This window comes from Gallibacterium genomosp. 2 (assembly GCF_000771895.1).
Classification (GTDB): Bacteria; Pseudomonadota; Gammaproteobacteria; order Enterobacterales; family Pasteurellaceae; genus Gallibacterium.
This window is the reverse complement of record NZ_JPXY01000061.1, coordinates 1-19,513: the sequence shown is the minus strand read 5'-3', so window position 1 is coordinate 19,513 and position 19,513 is coordinate 1. Positions and strand designations below refer to the sequence as shown.

The following is a 19,513-nucleotide window of genomic DNA, read 5'->3' as shown; positions in this document are numbered from 1 at the left end:
TTCGGGGTCAGATCATTTCAGAAAGTGGTTTTTTATCTGGCGGAAAAAGGAAATAAATAAAAAATAAAAATGCCCAAAAAGCTATAGTATTTTTAGCAAAATCATACGCCTTTTCTGCATATTCTTTTCGCATAGCCCTATTTGCTTTTAAGTTTTCTATGTCTTCAAGTAATTTTTGTTCTTGAGGAGAACGATTGTAATCATCTTCATCAGGAGGAAAAGAGCCTATTCTAGAATTTTTTTTAGAATCATCTAATTTAGAATTATCTAATGTAGTTTTAATGTCATCTAGGCTCAATTTACCCATCACAATGTTCCTTCATTTAGTTCTTCAGTTGAAATAAAGGTGCCTATATTCCCTTTAGACCAAGCCGTATCTGGGGCATGGGTCATATTTGATAATTGAAGAGCATCATATTTCCCATAAACATCTAAAATTTTATCAATTAGCAACCAAGAATTTTCATCATCTGGCTTTATTATCGGTATGTATCCTAAAGCATCTGTTGCAAATAAAGTGATAGGTTGGTCACCAAAATTTTTAAATTCATGATAAACATCACGAACAACAGGACCGTAATTCCATCTTTCAATTGGATCATCAAATAAAACTTGATTATTCACTCTAAGATTCCAAGATTGAGCGTAGAAAAGCAATTTTTGCAATTTCATTGGACTTATATCAAAGATATTTTTAGCTCTAGCTCGCTCAATTATTGCATTTGCAATAGCTTTTGCTGAATAAGCCACACTCACCTCCTTAAATAAACAGTTTAAGGTACAAAAATAGCCTGCGTAATGAAAAGTTTACATAGGCTGTCAAAGATCGGTTTACAACTTTAGCTTTATTTTGCCATAAATAACATAATGTAATCTAGCATTATCTATAAAAATTATCTAAAAACTGTCTTTCCCACATTTCAGCTGCTCTATCACATTCTCGTGGATCAAAATCATCATCATCGCCGTCATATTCTTGATCGTCGTGGTTAAGGGCTAGATCTTCATCACGATCATATTTCCAATCGTTCATTGTGTTTCTCCTTTCTCTTTTCTTTTATTGATGTTTTTTCTATCACAGTGTGCGTGATGTAAAACAGCTTCCCAGATTCGTTTTTTAACCTCTTCAGGGAGGGCTTTATTCTCAATAATTAACTTCAATTTTTTATAATTTTCTAATTTTCTGATTGTTCGTTTAAGATGATTTGTTTAATCATTTCGTAGTTTTCATTTTGATAGGTCATAATATTTTCCTTTTAATTTGATATAGAAACGCACTAAATTAAGTTCTGGCTTAGCTATCCTTAAATTAGTAATTGTACGATTACCCAGACCTTTAGCGGATCTCTTAATCAATGCGTTTCCTAATGCCTACTTAGCGACTTTCAGAATACAACATATTATGCTGATAATATGCATTAACTAAGTAGGCATTAGATAACGGTTCGTGGGCTTGTTCGCCTGTTTCCCCCAACCGTTGTAGCAACTATTTCTAGTCGTGGTTTTCCACTCAAGCTAGTAAGCAGTGCTGCCCTTGACCTACCAAACGCCTCTCTTCGTTTCTGATTTCTCAACACGTAGTACAGTTTTCTGCTCGGGGGTTACTCAACTTAACGCAGTTGATCACTTACCGCCATTGCCACGCCAATTTGTTAAAGAACATTGAGATGTTGTTATCTCGTTTTGATGTGGTTATATTACCTGCGGTTTTATTTATTGTAAATACCGCAAGTTATATAAAAATAAATTATTTGCGGTAACTTTTTATAAGTATTTGAGTTTTAAGGAAATAAAAATTTTGGAAAGGAGTTTAATTGCTTAATTTTTAAGCAAGTTGATGTTGTTGAACGGTAGAAATGGACAAAAGAACTTGTTTAATGGACAAATGAACAGTTGACTTTTCAAGAAAAGTTGAGGGGAGATTAAAGATAATGAATAACAAGGAAGCTGATAAATTTCTTTTTTTTCAAGTAATTATAAATTGATATTCAGTTTGTTATTTTGCGTTAATTGAGATAAGCGGACTATTTCGTGGTGCCACGAAAATGGTAGGGGAGTTGGGCAAAAGAAAACCGCCGTGAGGGCGGTTTGATCTTTTACAGATTATAAGATATTTATTGAAGTTACTTTTTGTAACCTACCTTTTTTCTTATTGATATATAGGCTTTCACCTTTACATCGAATTTGCTGTCCTGTTTTGTGTGCTTCGGCTGCTAGTTGGTATTGCTCTGGAGATAGGTCAATTCTAGTTTCAACTGTTTTGTTTTCAATTTTACAAGGTACTTGAATATAACCACCTTCAGCTAAATTACTGGAATGCAAGCCTACAATCTTACCGATGATTTCATAGTGGGGGAGAGTGTATTCCCCTTGATAATACTTAGACGCAATCTGTACAACTTTAATTTCATTTCGATCAAATTGAAAGTTAACCTCAGAAGGCATTGCTTCGTCACTAATTTCACCTGCTTGGAGTTTAATTTCGACTTTTCTTTGCTGTTCTGAGCCACTTAAGCCAATAATAGCCTCACAAAGATTATGACTAACTCCTTCTGGTATCAATTCAGCAAAACTTGTCGGGTTGTTCTCATAATGTGTAATTTTTTCTTTCAGTTTTTTAAGGCTATTGACTAAATTATGCGATACACTTCGAGAAAATGAAATCGCTTGAATGATTTCTTTTTGATCTTTAACTTCAATATTTTCAACAGGATAAGATAAATTGACGATATAGCTTCCTATTTGGGTTTGCCCTAAACGAACTTGAGACATAAACTCGACCACATTTTTCCCCCCTGAATTGCTCCTAAAAATAGCTTTTTTATTTTTAGCTGAAAGTGCTAACGCATTAATTAAGTGTTTAGTTTTTTCAAATAACTTCACTCCGTCATCTAGCGGGATTGTACCATCTTTGACGCTTTCTCCGACAACTCGAACAGATAGTTTGTCTGTATATTGATTTAAAATATTGAGTCTTAATGTGTCTATTGTTTTTCCTTCAAAATTAGCAAGCCTTTTAAGTGCTTTGTTCAATACTTCATCACCATCTTCCGTACTTGGTTTTGGTAGCGTAATTTCTAAAATTTGATGCACTAGTTCTTTTTGCCAAATAATAGCGTACTCTAACTCAAACGCAATTTGCCAATTTTTAACACTTAAATAGCGAGCAAGCTGTTCGAGAAACAGTAACGTATCCGTTTTATTGTTTTTCATAAGTTGCTCCTACTCTAGCACATTCAATCATTTGAATTAATACATCAGTGGTAAATCGTTGGTTTTCTGGAATTTTAAGTGTAACACTGCCTTTATTTGATGTTGCTGGAAAATCTTTTAATGATATCCAATAGCAGTGTCTTTTTAAAGTCATAAATTTCTTTTTATGTGAGAGCCATTGACTCGGTTTTTTGGGCAAATCACATACAATTAAGTAACGTGGATTGACACAATTTTTTCTTAAATCATCATAGTTCTTCTTTTTGAGTGTATAGCTTACCATACCATTTTTAATCTGAATATTACCTTCTGATTTTAATTGTAGCTTTATTTCAGGATCGCTTCGCTTTCCTTTTTCTGTTGGGAACTCTGCAGAAATAGCAAGATCGACACTATGATCATCAACAACTGGTGTTGCATGATTAAAGCCTGCTTTAGCTGTTATAGCTAATACATAAGCAATATTAAATTGTTCCATTTGTTGTGTTTTTGATAGCATGATTATTACCCAATAAACTCAACTTTTACTCTACAAATAACCCCTATGCTCAACCGCCACGCCAAACCTACCCAATAAAATTCAACTTTTGGCTTTGATGAACGATCACTTTCCCTTGAATAAAGAGTTGGTTTTCATCATCAATGTCCCATTCTTTGTAAGTTTTGTTATCAGATAACACAAGGAATTTCTCGCCTATACGTTGTAACCGCTTAATATATAAAGCATTTTTATAGTTGAAAATATAAACGCCATCACCATCAAATGATTGAATTTTGATATTAACAAACACCATATCGCCAGAATTGAAGGTTGGTGCCATTGAATCGCCTTTGATATTGATAACTCTAATACCATCAGGATTAATTCCTCTAAATAACGTGTAATATTGTTCAGGGACGTAATAAAGACGGCTCACCACTTCAACAAGATCGCCTGTTGAACCGTTACCAGCACTGGCTTCAACATTTAGCACATCAATGATAATTTTTTCTCCTTCATTTTTTGTGGATGCCAATAATGCAATCTCTTCTTTATCAATGGTTTTCGCCATTTCTGCGATCTCAATGGCTAATCTCTCACTAAATGTGCTGACAGTAACTTTCAATAGTTTTGCGAATTTGGTTGCGATATAGGCGTTTAGTGCGTTGATGCCATTAAGATAATGATTTATCGCACTTTGGCTCATTCCAAAATATTCAGCCACCTCAGCTTGGCTTAAATTTAATTCTGCTTTTTTTTGTTCAAAAATTTTTTTCAGTTCTGCACATTCGTTTTTTTGTTCTTCTGTAAGTGCTTTTTTCTTTGTTGATATAGACATAACGTCCTCCTATTTTGGGTAATCCTATAACCGTTGGTTATAAAAGTAAAACAACCGCCGATATTTACAAATAAATTATTTGCGGTAATATATGTTTTTATTTATCCCTAGCGAGGTTCTATGAAACGAATTTCACTTTCTGAATATGCAAATAAGCACGGTCAGTGGAAAACTGCTAAAGATTTAAATGTAACTCAGGCTGCAATTAGTAAAGCAATACAAGCACAGAGAAATATTTATTTGTTTGTTGATAAGAAAGGTAATGCAGTTCGAGGGGAAGAGTTGCGTCCTTTTCCGCATCAACAAAGTTAATGTAATTAAAAGGAACTGCAATGGCACGCAATGAATTAAGCAAATCTGCAATGAGAATTGCGGATTTAATCAGAAGAAAATCTGTTGAGAGAACAGATAAAGAAATCGCAGAAAGTATTGGGGTAGATCCAAGCACACTTTGTCGATTCAAAGCCGATCATCTCGATAAGTTTTGTGCTTTTTTAGATGAACTAGGTTTAGTCGTCAGAGAAAAGCATAGCGATGATGAAGAGAGGAAAGCATTAATCACTTTAGCTAAAAAAGCGATTGATGAGATGGAGTAATAAAAAACCACCGTTGCAGCGGTGGTTTAGGAGGTTAAATGAACCAATTAATTAAAATTGATAATACAGAAATTAGACAAGACGGTCAAGGACGATATTGTCTAAATGATTTACATCGTGCGAGTGGTGGAAATCCTATTCACGCACCAAGCCAATTTTTGCGCTTAAAAGGGACAAAAGAGTTTGTCGCTATATTAGATAAGCACAATGCAGATTTGCATTCTGCTTTAGAAATAAACAATGGTGGAATAAATCAAGGCTGTTATGCATGTGAAAAATTAGTGTACAAATATGCAGCGTGGATTAATCCTGAATTTGAAGTAAAAGTTTATGAGATTTTCGATAAAGTACTTAAAGGTGAATTTCAACCTATCAAAACACAAATCCCCCAAACATTACCCGAAGCCTTGCGCTTAGCCGCAGATTTAGCGGAGCAAAATCAAACATTAGCTTTAGAAAATAAAGAACTAAAACCAAAAGCCGCATTTGTCGATCATTATGTTGAAGTCGGCACAAGTAAATCGCTGCGAGAAGTGGCAAAGATTTTGAAAATGCCAGAAAAAGCAATGATCGATCGTCTTATTAGTGATCGTTTGTTATATCGCCAATCAGGAAAATTATTGCCATTCGCTACTGAGAAAGTTAAGCCACTTTTTACGGTGAAAACGGGAACGGCTGAACACGGACATAACTATACGCAAACTCGAGTTACCGCTGAGGGTATGCGTTTTATTGCTGAACAATATGCAACGGAGTTAATGCTATGAGTATGTTATTAATGGTTAAAGCAATGCAGTGTAAAGTTGGGAATGCTACTCGTAAGTTGGTATTACTGAAATTAGCGGATAATGCCAATGATAACGGCGTTTGTTTCCCCTCTTATCAACATATTGCAGATCAGTGTGAGATTACTCGCCGCAGTGCGATCTCGCATATTGAGGCATTGATAGAAACGGGCTTTGTTGAGAAAAAAACACGCAAAACGCCAGAGGGTAACACCTCAAATTTATATATTTTACATCTAGATCAAGGCAGTGAAAATTCTGCACCACCTAGTGAAAATATTTCACCCAGAACCAGTCACTCTATTAACCAGTCAATTAACCATAAAAAAACTACGCAAAAAAAGCCGACCGAACTTGAGCTTTTGTCAGAGTTTGGGATTACAGAACAGCTTGCTGAAGATTTTATTACGCATCGCAAAGCGAAAAAAGCACCGATTACAAAAACTGCACTGGAGCGCCTACAAAAACAAGCCGATTTAGCCGGTTTACCGCTTGCGGAGGTGGCGGAAATTATGATTGAGCGTGGCTGGCGAGGCTTTAAAGCCGATTGGGATTGGCAAGAAATGCCGCAACGTCAGCCTAAAAAATCAAAATTTGATGACAACGACGACAGCTGGTGGCGTGGCAAAACGATTGAGATTAGGGGGTATTGATGATGCGGAATTTTGCAAATACAGAATTGACAGCGTTGGTTGGCAGTGAACCAGCCTATCAAGCCCCGGCAGGCAAGCAAGAAATCCCTCCGCACGTTGCTAAATTTGTCGATCGCTTATTTGTGCGATTAAAAGCGGTATTCCCAGCGTGGCAAGCGGCATTTGATGGCGAAGAGGGCTATCAGGAAGCAAAACGACTTTGGCTTGAAGCGTTGGTGAATAACGGTATTACCACCGCCGCTCAATTCAAGCGAGGTATTGCACAAGCGGAACGAGAGAGTACCCCATTCTTTCCTAGCGTTGGGCAATTTATTGTTTGGTGCAAGGCTGAAAATTACGCTGAATTAGGTTTGCCTGATGAAGCGGAATTAAAGCACCGCTTAAATAAATTCCGTGCATTTGGCGGCTTTTACAACATTGAAAATTTTGAGTTTGCATCAACCGCTGAATATTGGTTGATTACCAAAATTGCCAATGACGCACAGCAAAAAGCGTACACCGAGATGCAAGAGGATAAGGCGATTAAAAAAGCCTTAGAAGAAATGGCAAATCGTTTAAAAAGCGGTGTGAAATTGCCTGAGCCTGTAAGAACTATCGCTAAAGAAACCACGTTTAATCCGCATAATCCACAAGCGGTAAAACGCTTTTTTAATCGTCCAGAATTACAGTTTTAGGAGAGAAAATGGAGTTTGATAAAGATACCTACCGCACCCCGAAATATATCATCAATTATATCCGCATACGTTATGGCTATTGGAATGCGTGGATTGATGGTTGTGCGACCAGCCAAAATGCGGTGTTTGATAGTTACATTGGAAAATTTGGCGTTGCAGAAGATTTTTTAGCGTTTGATCCGTTAGAAATAGTGTGTGATTTTGCCGATCATACTCTCTCATTTTTCGTCAATCCGCCTTACTCCAACCCGTTGCCGTTTGTGAAACGAGCGGCAGAGCTTAAGGCTCAGGGCTTTTTGGTGGTGATGTTATTGCCGGCAGATAAATCAACAGCGTGGTATAAGGTGATTGAAGAAAAGGCAACAGAGGTCATTGATATAACCGGTTATTATGACGAAAAAGGCAGATGGAAAAACGGACGGATTAGCTTTTTACACCCAACAGAAAATGTTGAAGTGAAAGGCAACAACAAAGGCTCAATGATTGCCGTGTTTGACCCGACAATGCAAGGCTTTGTTACTCGTCAAGTGAGTTTGGATTTTGTGATGAAGTGTGGTGGGTATGGAAAATAAGCAACGCTTTTTCTTGCGTAACAGACGCATACAAGCGAATGCCATTGGGGTAATCCATTCCCTTACTTTAGATGAACAAAATCCCGTTGTGGTGGAAATAAAGCCCTTAACACGCACGTTAGCACAGAATGCAAAACTTCACGCAATGCTTGGCGATATTGCGAAACAATGCGAGTTTCAGGGGAAAAAACGTGACATTGAAACGTGGAAAATGATTATGGTGTCCGCTCACAAAATCGCAACGGGTGGGCAAGCAGAAATGGCAATCGGGCTGGAGGGAGAGGTGATTAATTTGCGTGAAAGCACGGCACAAATGGGAGTGAAACGGTTAGCCAGTTTGATTGATTATGTTGAGGCGTGGGGTGAGGTGAATGGCGTGAGATTTAGCAACAAGCAAGGGTTTTACGGCTATTAAAAACCGCACCGAAGTGCGGTTGGATTAGGGTTAAAAATTGTTGCGGAGTTGTGGTCGTTTTTGTTTATCCGCAAATTGTCTTAGCCTTGGTAGGCTGCGAGTCCAGTTGTTATCTTTGTGTGGCTCAAAGGCGATTTCTTGAGTGAGTTTGTTTAGGAGTTGGTTGGCGTCTGCCAAAACAGGGCTAAATTCCGCTACAAGTGAATGTGCTTTAGGTGCAAATGAAGAGCCGAGTTGTTGTAAGGCTGGGGTAAGGTGTTTGATTAGCTGTTGTTGTTCAGACATCGCAATCCATAACCAGACAAGGGTTTGTAGCTCATACTCAGAGAGTTCAGTTGAGAATGTTTTTTCAGGCTCAGGCAAAGCGAGTTGTTGGGGGTGTGTGCCAATGCCGTTGAGAGCCATAAAGGCACGGATCACTTTGAGATGAAAAGCAGCACTGATCCAAGCGGCGTAGGCGATAACGAGTTCTTGGCAGGCGTATGTGCCAACACCGTTTTTAACAACTAAAACAGAGCTTCTCAGATCTGAGCTGTGAGAATTCTCACAGGTAACTTTTTCAGCGTTTAGCTCTGAGATTAATGCCTGAGTTTGCTCGTTACGAATAAAAAAAGTAGGACGATGTTTTGGATCATTTCCGCTAGCTATATGAAGATCGTTTAGAGAGTAAAGGTTATCTAAAGTACGGATTGAGGTATTAAGAATGGTTAAATTTTTCATTGTGTATTTCCTTTTGATGGAAGCCCTAATTTTGAGTTAGGGCGATCGACAGCTCAAAACCAGTACACAATCTGGCGGAGTTATTCCCTTTCGGTATTTTATTCCTCGCACTGTCGATCATTGATATTAAATTTTATTTTTGTACCAAGCGTTAAGAAAAAAAGAAAAGGAGAAACACTAGATACAAAAAAATCACGCTAACGGGGTGAATTACCGTTGTGTATAAGGCTTTTGAGACCTATGGGGAAATCCTACCCTCGACAAGGTGAGTTGTCAAGGGTGAGGGAATTATTCTCGTAGTTCTTTTTGTGAAGCAACGGCTAAAAAATGGCTACGATCTTTGTAAATCGGGTTGCTTGCTACACGGCTATCAATGCGTTTGATGAGATATTCCGGCAAGCTGATATTAATACGGTGGCGTTTGCCTTGATATGCGGAAATGTCCACATCAAGCAGTAACCAAGTATCGCAGTAGTTAAAGTCTTCTAGGGTTTGGTAGTGTCTATAACCTTTATCTTGAAGCTCACTGATATTTGTGCCGTCTTCAAACATCATTTCTAAGATGGAATGAATGGCGTCTGTTACTTGAATAGGGATTTCTTCAAGGGTATCTGCTGCACTAATGCAAGCATATTTATCTGTAAATAATACAGGCACGGCAATACCGTAAGCCTCATTTTCGTTATCAGGGGTTTCAATGCCGATAGTAAATAACATAGTCGCTCCTTGTGGGTTAGCTCGGCAGAGCTATAAAAGCCCTGCCGATTTTTTGATGGATCTGATAGTGCCTATTGGTAAATCTTTTTTGGGATGCGGAACAGGGAACGTCTTTCCTGTTTTAGGTGAGTACCAAATATGGTGTGACCCTTTACATCTCAATTCAGTGCAACCAATGGCTTTCAGTTCCTCGATTAAGTCGCGTGAGTGCATGCTTTCTCCTTGTCGTCTTAATCAAGGGTAATTATACACACATATACACATAAATCAAGTTATTTTTTATAATTGAGGTAAAAATGCAAAAGAAACGAAAACGTAAATATAAATGCAAGGTTTGCGGTAGTTACTACACAAAAACTATTAGCAGTTTGCAGAAAGTGTGTAGTGTTGAATGTGCGATAAAACTTAGCAAAGAACAGGCACGTAAAAAGCGTGAAAAACTAGATAAACAAGCAAGGGTAGAAAGTAAAAAGCGATTATCAGCATTAAAAGAGAAAAATAAAACTAAAGGGCAATTAATTAAAGAAGCTCAAGAAGCAGTTAATAGATATATTCGTGTTCGTGATGAAAATAAAGAATGTATTTCGTGCGGAACGCCATTAATCAGTGAAAAGCTCGGTGGTGGATTTGACGCTGGACATTATCGCAGTCGTGGTGCTGCTCCGCATTTACGTTTTTATACCTTAAATATTCACGGGCAATGCAAACGTTGTAATCGTTATTTAGGCGGTAATTATCACGAATATCGTGTTGGACTGATTGAACGATTGGGTATTAAGAAAGTAGAGGAAATAGAAGCAGACAATCGAGAAAGACACTACAGTAATGATGATTTAAAACGCATTAAAAGAATCTTTAATAAGAAAACTAGGTTAATTCAAAGAAAGCGAGGTTAGAAATGGAATTGGTTTTTAATAATATCCGTAGAGTGTTTATTCAATGGGGCTATTGGGCAACGCCTCGTTTGGGTACTGAATACCCTAGTTTATCAATTAGTATTCCGCTTCCGCCTGATGAAAGCGATAGAAGAGTTTTGCCTATTAGTGATGTTCTAGCATTAAAAATAGAGGATTGTTTGATTGTTATGCGTAAAGTTACGCCTGATTTATATGATCTGTTTATGGCAACTTATGCATATCGATTGCCGCTTTATACGGAATATGATAAAGATCGTATTCCTGTGAGATACGGGATATTAGAGTTATTTAATATAAGCAAAGCACAATATTTTCATCAGATGAAAATAGCGGAAACGTCATTAAAATTAATGCTTACAAAAGATGAGTGTATCTTTCTTGCGTGATTGCTTTTTTTCTTTTATTGTGATATGATTATATCACAATATGAAGAGGTAAAATATGATTAAGAGTTTTAAGCATAAAGGATTGAAGCAATTCTTTGAAAAGGGAATAACTAAAGGATTGCGAGCAGATCATATACGTAAAATTAATGGTATTTTATCTCTTATAGATCGTTCTGTTATTGTTGATGATTTCATTCAGTTTTATCAATGCCACGAATTAAAAGGGGATAGAAAAGGAATATATTCAATGACAGTATCAGGCAATTATCGCATTACTTTTGAATTTATTAATGGTGATGCGTATATTTTAAATTATGAAGATTATCATTAGTGAGGTGAATAATTATGCGTAAACCAGCACATCCAGGTGAAGTCTTATTAGATGGGTTTATTGAGCCAAATAACATAAAAATTAATGACCTTGCTACTCATCTTGGATTTTCAAGAGAAACACTTTCTAGAGTTTTACATGGTAAAACTGCAATGACAGCGAATTTAGCTATTGCACTCGAGGAGGCAGGCATTAGTACAGCTAGATTATGGCTTGCATTACAAACCGATTATGATTTATGGGAGTTAAAACAAAAAAGAGTAAATCATATAGAACCATTTAATTATGCAATAGTTTAAAAAAACTGTTGATTTGTCTAGACAAAAGTTGTATAAATTAAGTTATAGTGAGATTTTTACATCTTGAAGAAAGTTCGATAGAAATATCGGGCTTTTTTGTTTTTAAAAAGTCGTAAGTTAAAATGTTTTTGTCAGCCCTGATCGGAAACGGTCGGGGTTTTTTATTGCCTCTGAAATGGAGGTGGAGAAATGAAAATGCCAGACAAAGATCCTGGAGTATGGCTCATTATCTGGGCGTACCTCCAACAAAACTACAATGCCATTGCGGGTTTCGTGATGGCTTTTTTTATGTCTATGTTACGGGCTTGGTTTTTGCAACAAAAAAGTTCATATCGTCAACGGATATTAGATGGTGCGATATGTGGAGCATTAACACTCTCGTGTATGTCGTTATTAAATCATTTTGGCTTGCACGAAAATTTATCAACCTTTATCGGCGGAATGATTGGTTTTATTGGTGCGGAAAAGATAAGAGAGTTTTTATTTAAATTTATTACTAAAAAGGTGAGCAAAGATGAGTAAGTTTAAATTTTCAACAACAAGCGAAATGAGGCTTGTCGGCGTACATCCTGATTTGGTTAAGGTGGTGCGTGCAGCGATTACGGAATCAGAATTTGATTTTATGGTTATTGAAGGGAAACGTAGTAAAGCAAGACAGGCTGAATTAGTGAAGAGAGGTGCAAGCAAAACAATGAATAGTCGTCATTTAACTGGTCACGCGGTTGATTTAGCGCCAATCACAGTTGAAAACGGCAAAGCGGTTATCGACTGGAACAACAAAGCTAAATTTAAAACGTTAGCCGAATTAATCAAATCTATCGGTAAGCGTTTGAATATTGATGTTGAGTGGGGCGGAGACTGGCGTTCGTTTTATGATGGACCGCACTTTCAGTTAAGTCGCAAAGCATACCCAGACAGGTGAGATATGTTCACAACAAATAAATGGCTATATGTGATAGCAATTATGACATTGTTACTTATTAGTGTCGCGTATCAATATCAACTGATAAAAAATTTAAAAAGCGAAATTGATAAACAGTCGGACACAATAGCGATACAAAGTGCAACGATTGTACAGCTACACGCAGATATGGCTAATAATCAAAGGCTAACATTAGAACTAAGTAAGTCGGAATCAGATGCGAGGAGTAAATCAGATGAGGTTATCAAAAATATATCCGCAGATGACAAAGCCAGTGATGCGTATAACAGTGTTGCTCCTAAGTCTATTATTGATTTCTTGCGCAAGTAAGCCAGTAACAATTGTTCAACCCAAAATTCCTGCTGTACTAATTAGTTATTTAGATCGTACTGAGTTTAATGGTCGTACTTACGGTGATGTAGCTCAGTATGCAGTGATACTCAAACGTGAGCGCGATATTTGTTTGAATCGAATTGATAGGATTAGAGAGTGGCAAACTGAACACGTTCAGCATTAAAAGGTACTCCTGAGGGGATAGCCTTTCCACGGGGTTACGGACTCGTGGTTTTTGGCAGTTTTTTGCATTTCTAGGCATCATCATCTTCTAGATTTTTGCGTATTTATTAAGCAGTTTTCGGTTTTGGATTTTTGTGATTATGGAAAATTTATTTGATCTCAAATTGAATATTAATCAGATCGCTGAAATCACGGGAATGCACCGCCAGACGGTATCTCAACGCGTTGCGGCTTTAACCCCAAGTGTGGGCAGCAATAGTAAATTAAAGCTCTATCCCCTTGCGGATTTGATACGGTTGGGATTGCAAGAAAAGATGACGGCAAATGTCGATGCAATGTCGCCGAATGACAGGCGTGCATTTTGGCAAGCAGAGAATGAACGGCTGAAATATGAGCGAGAAACTGGCGAGCTTATCCCAGCTTACGAAGTAGCTCAAGAAATGAGTATCTTGGCAAAATCGGTGGTACAGCAGCTTGAAACCTTGCCTGATATTTTAGAACGTGATGCCGGATTGCAACCTAATGCGCTTATGCGAGTGCAACAAGTGATTGATGATATTCGAGATCAAATGGCATTGCATATTCAAGAGACTGAACATAAGGAAGAGTAATGTTTGCATCAGCAAAAGACATTCGCCGAGATATTGCCAACGCAATAAAAGCTCCGAGACGAATGAAAGTTTCCGAAGCAGTGGCAGAATATATGCGTGTGCCAATTGGTGGCGGAAACTCAGTAAAATGGGATAAACATACCGCTGCTTATATCCTAGAACCAATGGACTGCCTAAGCTCTCGTGAATATGATGCGGTGATTTTTGTAGGCCCTGCACGAACAGGCAAAACCATTGGCTTGATTGATGGTTGGATAAGTTATTCAATTATTTGCGATCCGTCTGATTTTTTACTCGTACAGCTTACTCAAGAAAAAGCGAGTGAACATAGCCGGAAAAGACTTGATCGCACGTTCCGTTGTTCACCTGAAATTGCTAAACGGCTTAGTCCGCGCAAAAACGACAATAATGTTCACGACAAATATTTTCGTGCTGGAAATTTGCTTAAAATTGGCTGGCCATCAATCAATGTATTATCTTCATCAGATTACAAATATGTGGCTTTAACGGATTATGACCGTTGGCCAGAAGATATTGACGGCGAGGGTGATGGTTTTTCCCTTGCCAGCAAGCGAACCACAACCTTTATGTCCGCCGGAATGACCTTAGTGGAAAGCTCACCAGGGAAAGACATTGTTGATATAAAACATCTACCTAAATCAACGCACGAAGCCCCACCGACAACCGGTATTTTAAGTCTATACAATCGAGGCGACCGTCGCCGGTTTTATTGGCAATGTCCTGAATGTGCAGAATATTTTGAGCCATCAATGGCGAATATGGTGGGATTTCGTGATGAGCCGGATTTTGTCAAAGCCAGTGAAAATGCACGTTTACAATGTCCACATTGCCAGCATTTGATCTCACCGGAAATGAAGCGAGATCTTAACATTCGTGGCGTATGGTTAAAAGAAGGGCAACACATTGATAAAGAGGGTAACATTCACGGTGAAGGGCGAAAATCTCGCATTGCCTCTTTTTGGCTTGAAGGACCAGCTGCCGCTTATCAAACGTGGGCGCAACTGACCTATAAGCTCCTTAATGCTGAACAGGAATATGAATTAACCGGCAGTGAGGAAACCTTAAAAGCGGTGATCAATACTGACTGGGGCTTGCCTTACTTACCGCGTTCTGCGCTGGAACAACGGCGTGCTGATGAGTTAATGGAACGTCGTGAAGATGCTGACAAGGATAATAAGACAGTGCCTGCACAATGCCGTTTTCTTATTGCGGCTGTGGATGTTCAAGGCGGACGCAACCGCCGTTTTGTGGTGCAAATTGTCGGCTATGGTGAAAATGGCGAACGTTGGTTAATTGACCGTTATAACATTTCGCACACCTTGCCCGATGCTGACGGTGTGATTGAACCGATTGATCCAAGATTGCCCGATGATTGGTTCATTCTTATTACTGATGTATTAAAAAAACAGTACCCTCTTGCTAACAATCCAGAGCATTTTATGCCCATTCTGGCAATGGCGGTGGATAGTGGAGGAGAGGAGGGCGTAACCGATAATGCTTATAAGTTTTGGCGACAATGTCGGCGAGAAGGGCTAAGTAAAAAAGTGTATCTCGTTAAAGGTGACAGCACTAAACGGCAAAAACTCATTACCAAAACCTATCCGGATAATACATCACGTTCAGATCGACACTCATCAGCGCGCGGTGATGTGCCGTTGTATTTATTGCAAACCGATTATCTCAAAGACCGCATTAATAATGCACTTACTCGCCAAACGGAAGGGGCAAATTACATTCACTTCCCACGCTGGCTTGGTGAATGGTTTTTTGATGAATTGGTTTATGAAGAGCGTGGGCCAGACGGAAAATGGCGTAAACCTGGTAAAGGCAACAATGAAGCCTTTGACTTATTTTGTTACGCCCACGCTATTGCGATTTTACGTGGCTATGAGCGGATTAAATGGGGTGATGAAAAGCAAGTGCCTGATTGGGCAAAATTGCCCGAGATTAACCCCAATATTTTAAGAAACTCCACCGCACATCACACTGAAGAAAGTGCGGTAGAAAAAACGCAAGAATTACCTCTCAAAGCCAATATGACGAAAGAAAATGCCACTTGGCTGACAGGAAAACCTTATCGAAAAAGAGGGTGGTTATGAGCCTTTATACCATTGATGAACTAAAACAAAAAATCCGTTTACTTGATGAAAAAATTGAAACCGCGCAAAGCCAAGTGAGTTTTAACGGACGAGCGGTTTCTTGGCAGATTAATGAGCTGAGTAAACAGCGTGATCGCTATCAATCAATGTTAGACGAAATGCTGGCACGAAGTGGGCAAAAAGTAAAAAAACATAGCATCAAATATGCGAGGTTTATTTAATGAACTTTTTAGAAAAAACCATTGCCGCACTGTCGCCACAATGGGCGGCAAAACGGTCTAAAAGCCGTTATGTACTCAATACTTATGAGGCTGCATTGCCCAGTCGAACCCATAAAGCTAGCCGAGATGGGCAAGGGGCGAATACTAATGTACGGCAAAGTGCGGTGAGTTTACGTGAACAAGCCCGTGCGTTAGACCAAAACCACGATATTGTGATTGGCATTTTGGACAAGCTCGAAGAACGGGTAATTGGCTCAAAAGGCATTCATATTGAACCGCAACCCCTAATGAAAAATGGTGATGTCCACAAAGGACTTGCGGAACAAATCCGTAAATTGTGGGCGGAATGGTCTATTAAGCCTGAAGTTACTGGGCTTTATACACGCCCTGCACTGGAAAGAATGTTATTACGCACGTGGTTGCGTGATGGCGAGGTGTTCGTTCAGTTGGTGAAAGGAAAAGTACAGGGCTTGGTTCACGCCTCTAATATTCCTTTTTCCTTGGAGGCATTGGAACCTGACTTTGTGCCAATGAATACTGATGTGGCAAAAGAAAATTTGCTACAGGGGGTGTATCTCAATGCGTGGCGTAAGCCTACAGGTTATCAAGTTTACTTAGATAATCCGCAAGAGTCAGGGAAATTTTACGACAAAGTTAAAACCGTCTCGGCAGAAAATATGTTGCACTTGGCTTTTCGTAAGCGATTACATCAAATCCGTGGTGTCAGTATGTTGCACGGTGTGATTGTACGCCTTGCTGATTTGAAAGAGTATGAAGAAAGCGAACGCGTTGCTGCGCGTATTGCCGCTGCAATGACGCTGTATATCAAAAAAGGCGATGCACAACTTTATGACACGGAAGACACCAGCGAGAGCGGAGAACGGTTATTTGACATCGCCCCTGGTGCGGTCATAGATGATCTAAAACCGGGTGAAGATATTGGCTTAATTAATTCCAATCGTCCAAACACCAATTTAGAGAGTTTCCGCAACGGGCAATTACGTGCGACTGCAGCCGGCACACGTTCCAGTTATTCCAGTATTGCCCGAGATTATAACGGCACCTATTCTGCGCAACGGCAAGAATTAGTAGAAAGTTTTGAAGGCTATGCGGTGTTGCAAGATACCTTTGTAGCGGCAATCTCTCGTCCGATTTACCGAGAATGGCTCAAAATGGCAATCGCTGCACAAGCTATTCAAGTTCCCTCTGATGTTGATCCCGATTCACTTTTTAATGCGGTTTATTCTGGCCCAGTAATGCCGTGGATTGATCCAATTAAAGAAGCGAATGCGTGGAAAGAACGGATCAAGGGCGGACTTGCCACGGAAAGCCAAGCAATCCGTGCGAGTGGCAATAATCCGGCAGAAGTGAAACGGCAACGGATTGTTGAAGTGCAAGAAAATAAACAAGCTGGGCTTAAATTTGATACCGATTTGACCAATACACAAGGAATAATCAATGAAAAAAAAGCAAATGATACTCGCACCCGTAGCGATGACGAACAACAAGATGAATAATCAATCTTGGTTTTCTATTAAAGCCTCCGCCAATCAAAGTGCGGAGGTTTTTATTTATGATGAAATTGGAATGTGGGGCGTTTCGGCGCAGCAATTTGCCAATGAGCTAAAAGAGATTGGCAATGTGCGTCAAATTAATCTCCATATTCATTCGCCCGGCGGCGATGTGTTTGATGGCATTGCCATTTATAACTTGCTGAAGAATCACCCCGCAAATAAGACCGTCTATATTGACGGTCTTGCTGCATCTATGGCTTCAGTTATCGCAATGGCAGGCGATGAAGTGATTATGCCTGAAAACGCAATGCTAATGATCCATAAGCCTTGGGGCATTCAAGGCGGTGATGCGGAAGAACTGCGTAAATATGCGGATTTATTGGATAAAGTGGAAAGTACGTTATTGATGGCGTACACCGCAAAAACAGGCAAATCCGAAGATGAATTAGCGGCAATGCTCGCTGTGGAAACTTGGCTTACTGGCAAAGAATGCGTTGAGCTTGGTTTCGCTGACAAACTGGCCGAACCCCTTGTGGCGATGGCTTCCATTCAATCGAAAAAAATAGAGGATTTTACTAATATGCCTAATGAACTCAAAAATATGTTGTTGAAGCCACAAGGCAACGCAAAAAATCAGAACGTGGCACCAGAACAAAACACCGAACAACCACAAGCGCACGAAAAGCCAGCGGTGCAAACGGTAGATAATACCGCACAAGTGCAAGCGCAAATGGCACAACGAAATACCGCAATCAAGGCGGTATTTGCCCCATTCAACGGTCAATTTAATGATTTGTTGGTGGAATGCTTAGGCGATGTAACAATGACCGCAGAACAAGCCAAAGATAAATTATTGGCAAAACTCGGTGAAAACACCACGCCAAGTGTACCGCAAAACCATATTCACGCTGCCAATGGTAATATTGTCGGCGATAGCGTGAAAGCCTCTTTACTTGCTCGTGCAGGCTTTGAAAAAGCAGAAAAAGACAACGCCTATAATTCGATGACCTTGCGTGAATTGGCACGAGCCTCTTTAGTGGATCGCGGTATTGGCATTGCCGGAATGAATGCAATGCAAATGGTAGGAATGGCATTTACCCATTCGACCTCTGATTTTGGTCAAATTTTGATTGATGTGGCACACAAATCCGTATTAAAAGGTTGGGCGGAAAGTACGGAAAACTTTGAACAATGGACGCACAAAGGTACGCTTACCGATTTTCGCCCAGCTTATCGTGTGGGCTTAGGTAGCTTTGAAAGTCTGCCTCAAGTTCGTGAAGGTGCGGAATATACTTATGTAACCCTTGGTGATACAGGTATGCACGTTTCACTTGCCACTTACGGAGCGTTATTCAGCCTCACACGCCAACTTATCATTAATGATGATATGCATATGCTTACCCAAGTGCCTTATAAACTTGGACAAGCGGCACGCGCGACGATTGCAGATTTAGTATTTGCTCAGCTCTTTGGCGATCCGGTGATGAGTTATGACGGTAAAAAACTTTATGATGCTGCACATAAAAACACCGTAACCAGTGGCGCAATGGATTTAGCTACCATTGATAAAGCCATCCAATTAATGAATGCGCAAAAATCCTTTGATGGTAAACAGCTTGCCATTGAACCTGATGTCTTGCTTGCACCAACCTCGCTTTATACTCGAGCAAAACAGATTTTAGGTTCAAACTCTGTGGAGGGGGCGGATATTAACGCTGGTATTATTAATCCATTAAAAGATGTGGTACCGGTTACCAAATCACAACGCTTACAAGCGGAGAATGCAAAAATTTGGTACTTACTCAATAAAGAGGCGATAGAAGTTTCTTATCTCAACGGCGTTGAACAGCCATTTATCGATCAGCAAACCGGCTTTACGGTGGACGGTGTAACCACCAAAGTGCGCATTGATGCTGGCGTAAATGTGTTGGATCACCGTGGTATTGTGCGTGTAACCAATAGCTAATAGTCTAGAAACGAGAAAACCCCGATTGCTTGCTGATCTGACCCCG

At 39.4% G+C, this 19,513-nt stretch carries 28 protein-coding genes; 19 read left to right on the top strand and 9 right to left on the bottom strand.

All coding sequences use genetic code 11. The annotated features are described in order from the left end of the window. Nucleotides 1–7 precede the first annotated feature (7 nt). The 6 genes from P375_RS11120 to P375_RS11100 all read right to left on the bottom strand — a co-directional run bounded on the left by P375_RS11120 (nt 8) and on the right by P375_RS11100 (nt 4,532). Entirely contained in the window at nt 8–307 is a 300-nt protein-coding gene (locus P375_RS11120) for a hypothetical protein (protein ID WP_039137063.1), read from the bottom strand. Next, nucleotides 307–750, bottom strand: a complete 444-nt coding sequence (locus P375_RS11115; RefSeq protein WP_039137060.1) for a Panacea domain-containing protein — start codon at nt 748–750, stop codon at nt 307–309. The genes P375_RS11120 and P375_RS11115 overlap by 1 nt, the downstream gene beginning before the upstream one ends. Nucleotides 751–880: 130 nt before the next feature. Beyond that, entirely contained in the window at nt 881–1,033 is a 153-nt protein-coding gene (locus tag P375_RS12470; protein ID WP_156962342.1) for a hypothetical protein, read from the bottom strand. 1,070 nt (nt 1,034–2,103) lie between these two features. Further along, the gene (locus P375_RS11110; protein WP_039137058.1) at nt 2,104–3,213 is read right to left on the bottom strand and encodes a hypothetical protein; all 1,110 of its coding nucleotides are present in this window, start codon (nt 3,211–3,213) and stop codon (nt 2,104–2,106) included. Further along, nucleotides 3,200–3,691 (bottom strand): DUF4365 domain-containing protein, encoded by a 492-nt coding sequence (locus P375_RS11105; RefSeq protein ID WP_245176464.1) that lies wholly within the window; start codon nt 3,689–3,691, stop codon nt 3,200–3,202. The genes P375_RS11110 and P375_RS11105 overlap by 14 nt, the downstream gene beginning before the upstream one ends. A gap of 88 nt (nt 3,692–3,779) precedes the next feature. Next, nucleotides 3,780–4,532 carry a LexA family transcriptional regulator gene (locus P375_RS11100; RefSeq protein WP_052121840.1) on the bottom strand — a complete coding sequence of 251 codons (753 nt, stop codon included), beginning with the start codon at nt 4,530–4,532 and terminating at the stop codon, nt 3,780–3,782. Nucleotides 4,533–4,652: 120 nt separating this feature from the next. Between P375_RS11100 and P375_RS11095 the strand changes: the two genes are divergently transcribed. The 7 genes from P375_RS11095 to P375_RS11065 are packed head-to-tail and all read left to right on the top strand — an operon-like array spanning nt 4,653 to nt 8,227. Further along, nucleotides 4,653–4,844, top strand: a complete 192-nt coding sequence (locus P375_RS11095) for a Cro/CI family transcriptional regulator (RefSeq protein WP_013747125.1) — start codon at nt 4,653–4,655, stop codon at nt 4,842–4,844. A gap of 20 nt (nt 4,845–4,864) precedes the next feature. Then, entirely contained in the window at nt 4,865–5,128 is a 264-nt protein-coding gene (locus tag P375_RS11090; RefSeq protein ID WP_013747126.1) for a CII family transcriptional regulator, read from the top strand. Between the two features lie 38 nt (nt 5,129–5,166). Then, complete coding sequence (locus tag P375_RS11085; RefSeq protein ID WP_039137053.1) at nt 5,167–5,895, top strand: KilA-N domain-containing protein; 729 nt, start codon at nt 5,167–5,169, stop codon at nt 5,893–5,895. Beyond that, nucleotides 5,892–6,566: a helix-turn-helix domain-containing protein gene (locus P375_RS11080; protein ID WP_039137051.1), complete on the top strand. Its 675-nt coding sequence runs from the start codon at nt 5,892–5,894 to the stop codon at nt 6,564–6,566. Before P375_RS11085 ends, P375_RS11080 begins: the two co-directional genes overlap by 4 nt. Then, nucleotides 6,566–7,240, top strand: a complete 675-nt coding sequence (locus P375_RS11075; RefSeq protein ID WP_052121839.1) for a replication protein P — start codon at nt 6,566–6,568, stop codon at nt 7,238–7,240. Before P375_RS11080 ends, P375_RS11075 begins: the two co-directional genes overlap by 1 nt. A gap of 8 nt (nt 7,241–7,248) precedes the next feature. Next, the gene (locus tag P375_RS11070; protein ID WP_039137049.1) at nt 7,249–7,812 is read left to right on the top strand and encodes a DNA N-6-adenine-methyltransferase; all 564 of its coding nucleotides are present in this window, start codon (nt 7,249–7,251) and stop codon (nt 7,810–7,812) included. Then, nucleotides 7,802–8,227: a recombination protein NinB gene (locus P375_RS11065; protein WP_039137047.1), complete on the top strand. Its 426-nt coding sequence runs from the start codon at nt 7,802–7,804 to the stop codon at nt 8,225–8,227. Before P375_RS11070 ends, P375_RS11065 begins: the two co-directional genes overlap by 11 nt. A gap of 30 nt (nt 8,228–8,257) precedes the next feature. Here the strand turns inward: P375_RS11065 and P375_RS12290 are convergent, their stop codons facing one another. The 3 genes from P375_RS12290 to P375_RS11050 all read right to left on the bottom strand — a co-directional run bounded on the left by P375_RS12290 (nt 8,258) and on the right by P375_RS11050 (nt 9,877). Further along, nucleotides 8,258–8,947, bottom strand: a complete 690-nt coding sequence (locus P375_RS12290) for a P22AR C-terminal domain-containing protein (RefSeq protein ID WP_039137045.1) — start codon at nt 8,945–8,947, stop codon at nt 8,258–8,260. 288 nt (nt 8,948–9,235) lie between these two features. Further along, complete coding sequence (locus P375_RS11055) at nt 9,236–9,664, bottom strand: type II toxin-antitoxin system HicB family antitoxin (protein ID WP_039137043.1); 429 nt, start codon at nt 9,662–9,664, stop codon at nt 9,236–9,238. Between the two features lie 30 nt (nt 9,665–9,694). Beyond that, nucleotides 9,695–9,877 carry a type II toxin-antitoxin system HicA family toxin gene (locus P375_RS11050; protein WP_039137041.1) on the bottom strand — a complete coding sequence of 61 codons (183 nt, stop codon included), beginning with the start codon at nt 9,875–9,877 and terminating at the stop codon, nt 9,695–9,697. Nucleotides 9,878–9,960: 83 nt separating this feature from the next. Between P375_RS11050 and P375_RS11045 the strand changes: the two genes are divergently transcribed. From P375_RS11045 to P375_RS10990, 12 genes are all read left to right on the top strand, one after another. Continuing rightward, nucleotides 9,961–10,560, top strand: coding sequence for a recombination protein NinG (locus tag P375_RS11045; RefSeq protein WP_039137039.1), 600 nt, complete (start codon nt 9,961–9,963; stop codon nt 10,558–10,560). 2 nt (nt 10,561–10,562) lie between these two features. Beyond that, complete coding sequence (locus P375_RS11040) at nt 10,563–10,967, top strand: hypothetical protein (protein WP_039137037.1); 405 nt, start codon at nt 10,563–10,565, stop codon at nt 10,965–10,967. A gap of 55 nt (nt 10,968–11,022) precedes the next feature. After that, a complete protein-coding gene (locus P375_RS11035) occupies nt 11,023–11,298 on the top strand; it encodes a type II toxin-antitoxin system RelE/ParE family toxin (protein WP_021460862.1) in 276 nt (91 codons plus the stop codon). A gap of 14 nt (nt 11,299–11,312) precedes the next feature. Next, the gene (locus tag P375_RS11030; protein WP_021460861.1) at nt 11,313–11,597 is read left to right on the top strand and encodes a HigA family addiction module antitoxin; all 285 of its coding nucleotides are present in this window, start codon (nt 11,313–11,315) and stop codon (nt 11,595–11,597) included. A 189-nt stretch (nt 11,598–11,786) separates the two neighbouring features. After that, a complete protein-coding gene (locus tag P375_RS11025) occupies nt 11,787–12,119 on the top strand; it encodes a phage holin, lambda family (protein ID WP_039137034.1) in 333 nt (110 codons plus the stop codon). Further along, nucleotides 12,112–12,519 carry a M15 family metallopeptidase gene (locus tag P375_RS11020; RefSeq protein ID WP_039137031.1) on the top strand — a complete coding sequence of 136 codons (408 nt, stop codon included), beginning with the start codon at nt 12,112–12,114 and terminating at the stop codon, nt 12,517–12,519. The genes P375_RS11025 and P375_RS11020 overlap by 8 nt, the downstream gene beginning before the upstream one ends. Before the next feature lie 277 nt (nt 12,520–12,796). Further along, nucleotides 12,797–13,036, top strand: a complete 240-nt coding sequence (lysC, locus tag P375_RS12660; protein ID WP_245176463.1) for an Rz1-like lysis system protein LysC — start codon at nt 12,797–12,799, stop codon at nt 13,034–13,036. 139 nt (nt 13,037–13,175) lie between these two features. Then, nucleotides 13,176–13,646, top strand: coding sequence for a DUF1441 family protein (locus P375_RS11010; RefSeq protein ID WP_039137027.1), 471 nt, complete (start codon nt 13,176–13,178; stop codon nt 13,644–13,646). Beyond that, nucleotides 13,646–15,766, top strand: a complete 2,121-nt coding sequence (locus P375_RS11005) for a phage terminase large subunit family protein (RefSeq protein WP_039137024.1) — start codon at nt 13,646–13,648, stop codon at nt 15,764–15,766. Before P375_RS11010 ends, P375_RS11005 begins: the two co-directional genes overlap by 1 nt. Then, entirely contained in the window at nt 15,763–15,987 is a 225-nt protein-coding gene (locus tag P375_RS11000) for a hypothetical protein (RefSeq protein ID WP_039137023.1), read from the top strand. The genes P375_RS11005 and P375_RS11000 overlap by 4 nt, the downstream gene beginning before the upstream one ends. After that, nucleotides 15,987–17,504, top strand: a complete 1,518-nt coding sequence (locus tag P375_RS10995; RefSeq protein WP_039137021.1) for a phage portal protein — start codon at nt 15,987–15,989, stop codon at nt 17,502–17,504. Before P375_RS11000 ends, P375_RS10995 begins: the two co-directional genes overlap by 1 nt. Beyond that, nucleotides 17,446–19,467 carry a ClpP-like prohead protease/major capsid protein fusion protein gene (locus P375_RS10990; protein ID WP_052121838.1) on the top strand — a complete coding sequence of 674 codons (2,022 nt, stop codon included), beginning with the start codon at nt 17,446–17,448 and terminating at the stop codon, nt 19,465–19,467. The genes P375_RS10995 and P375_RS10990 overlap by 59 nt, the downstream gene beginning before the upstream one ends. Nucleotides 19,468–19,513: the final 46 nt, after the last annotated feature.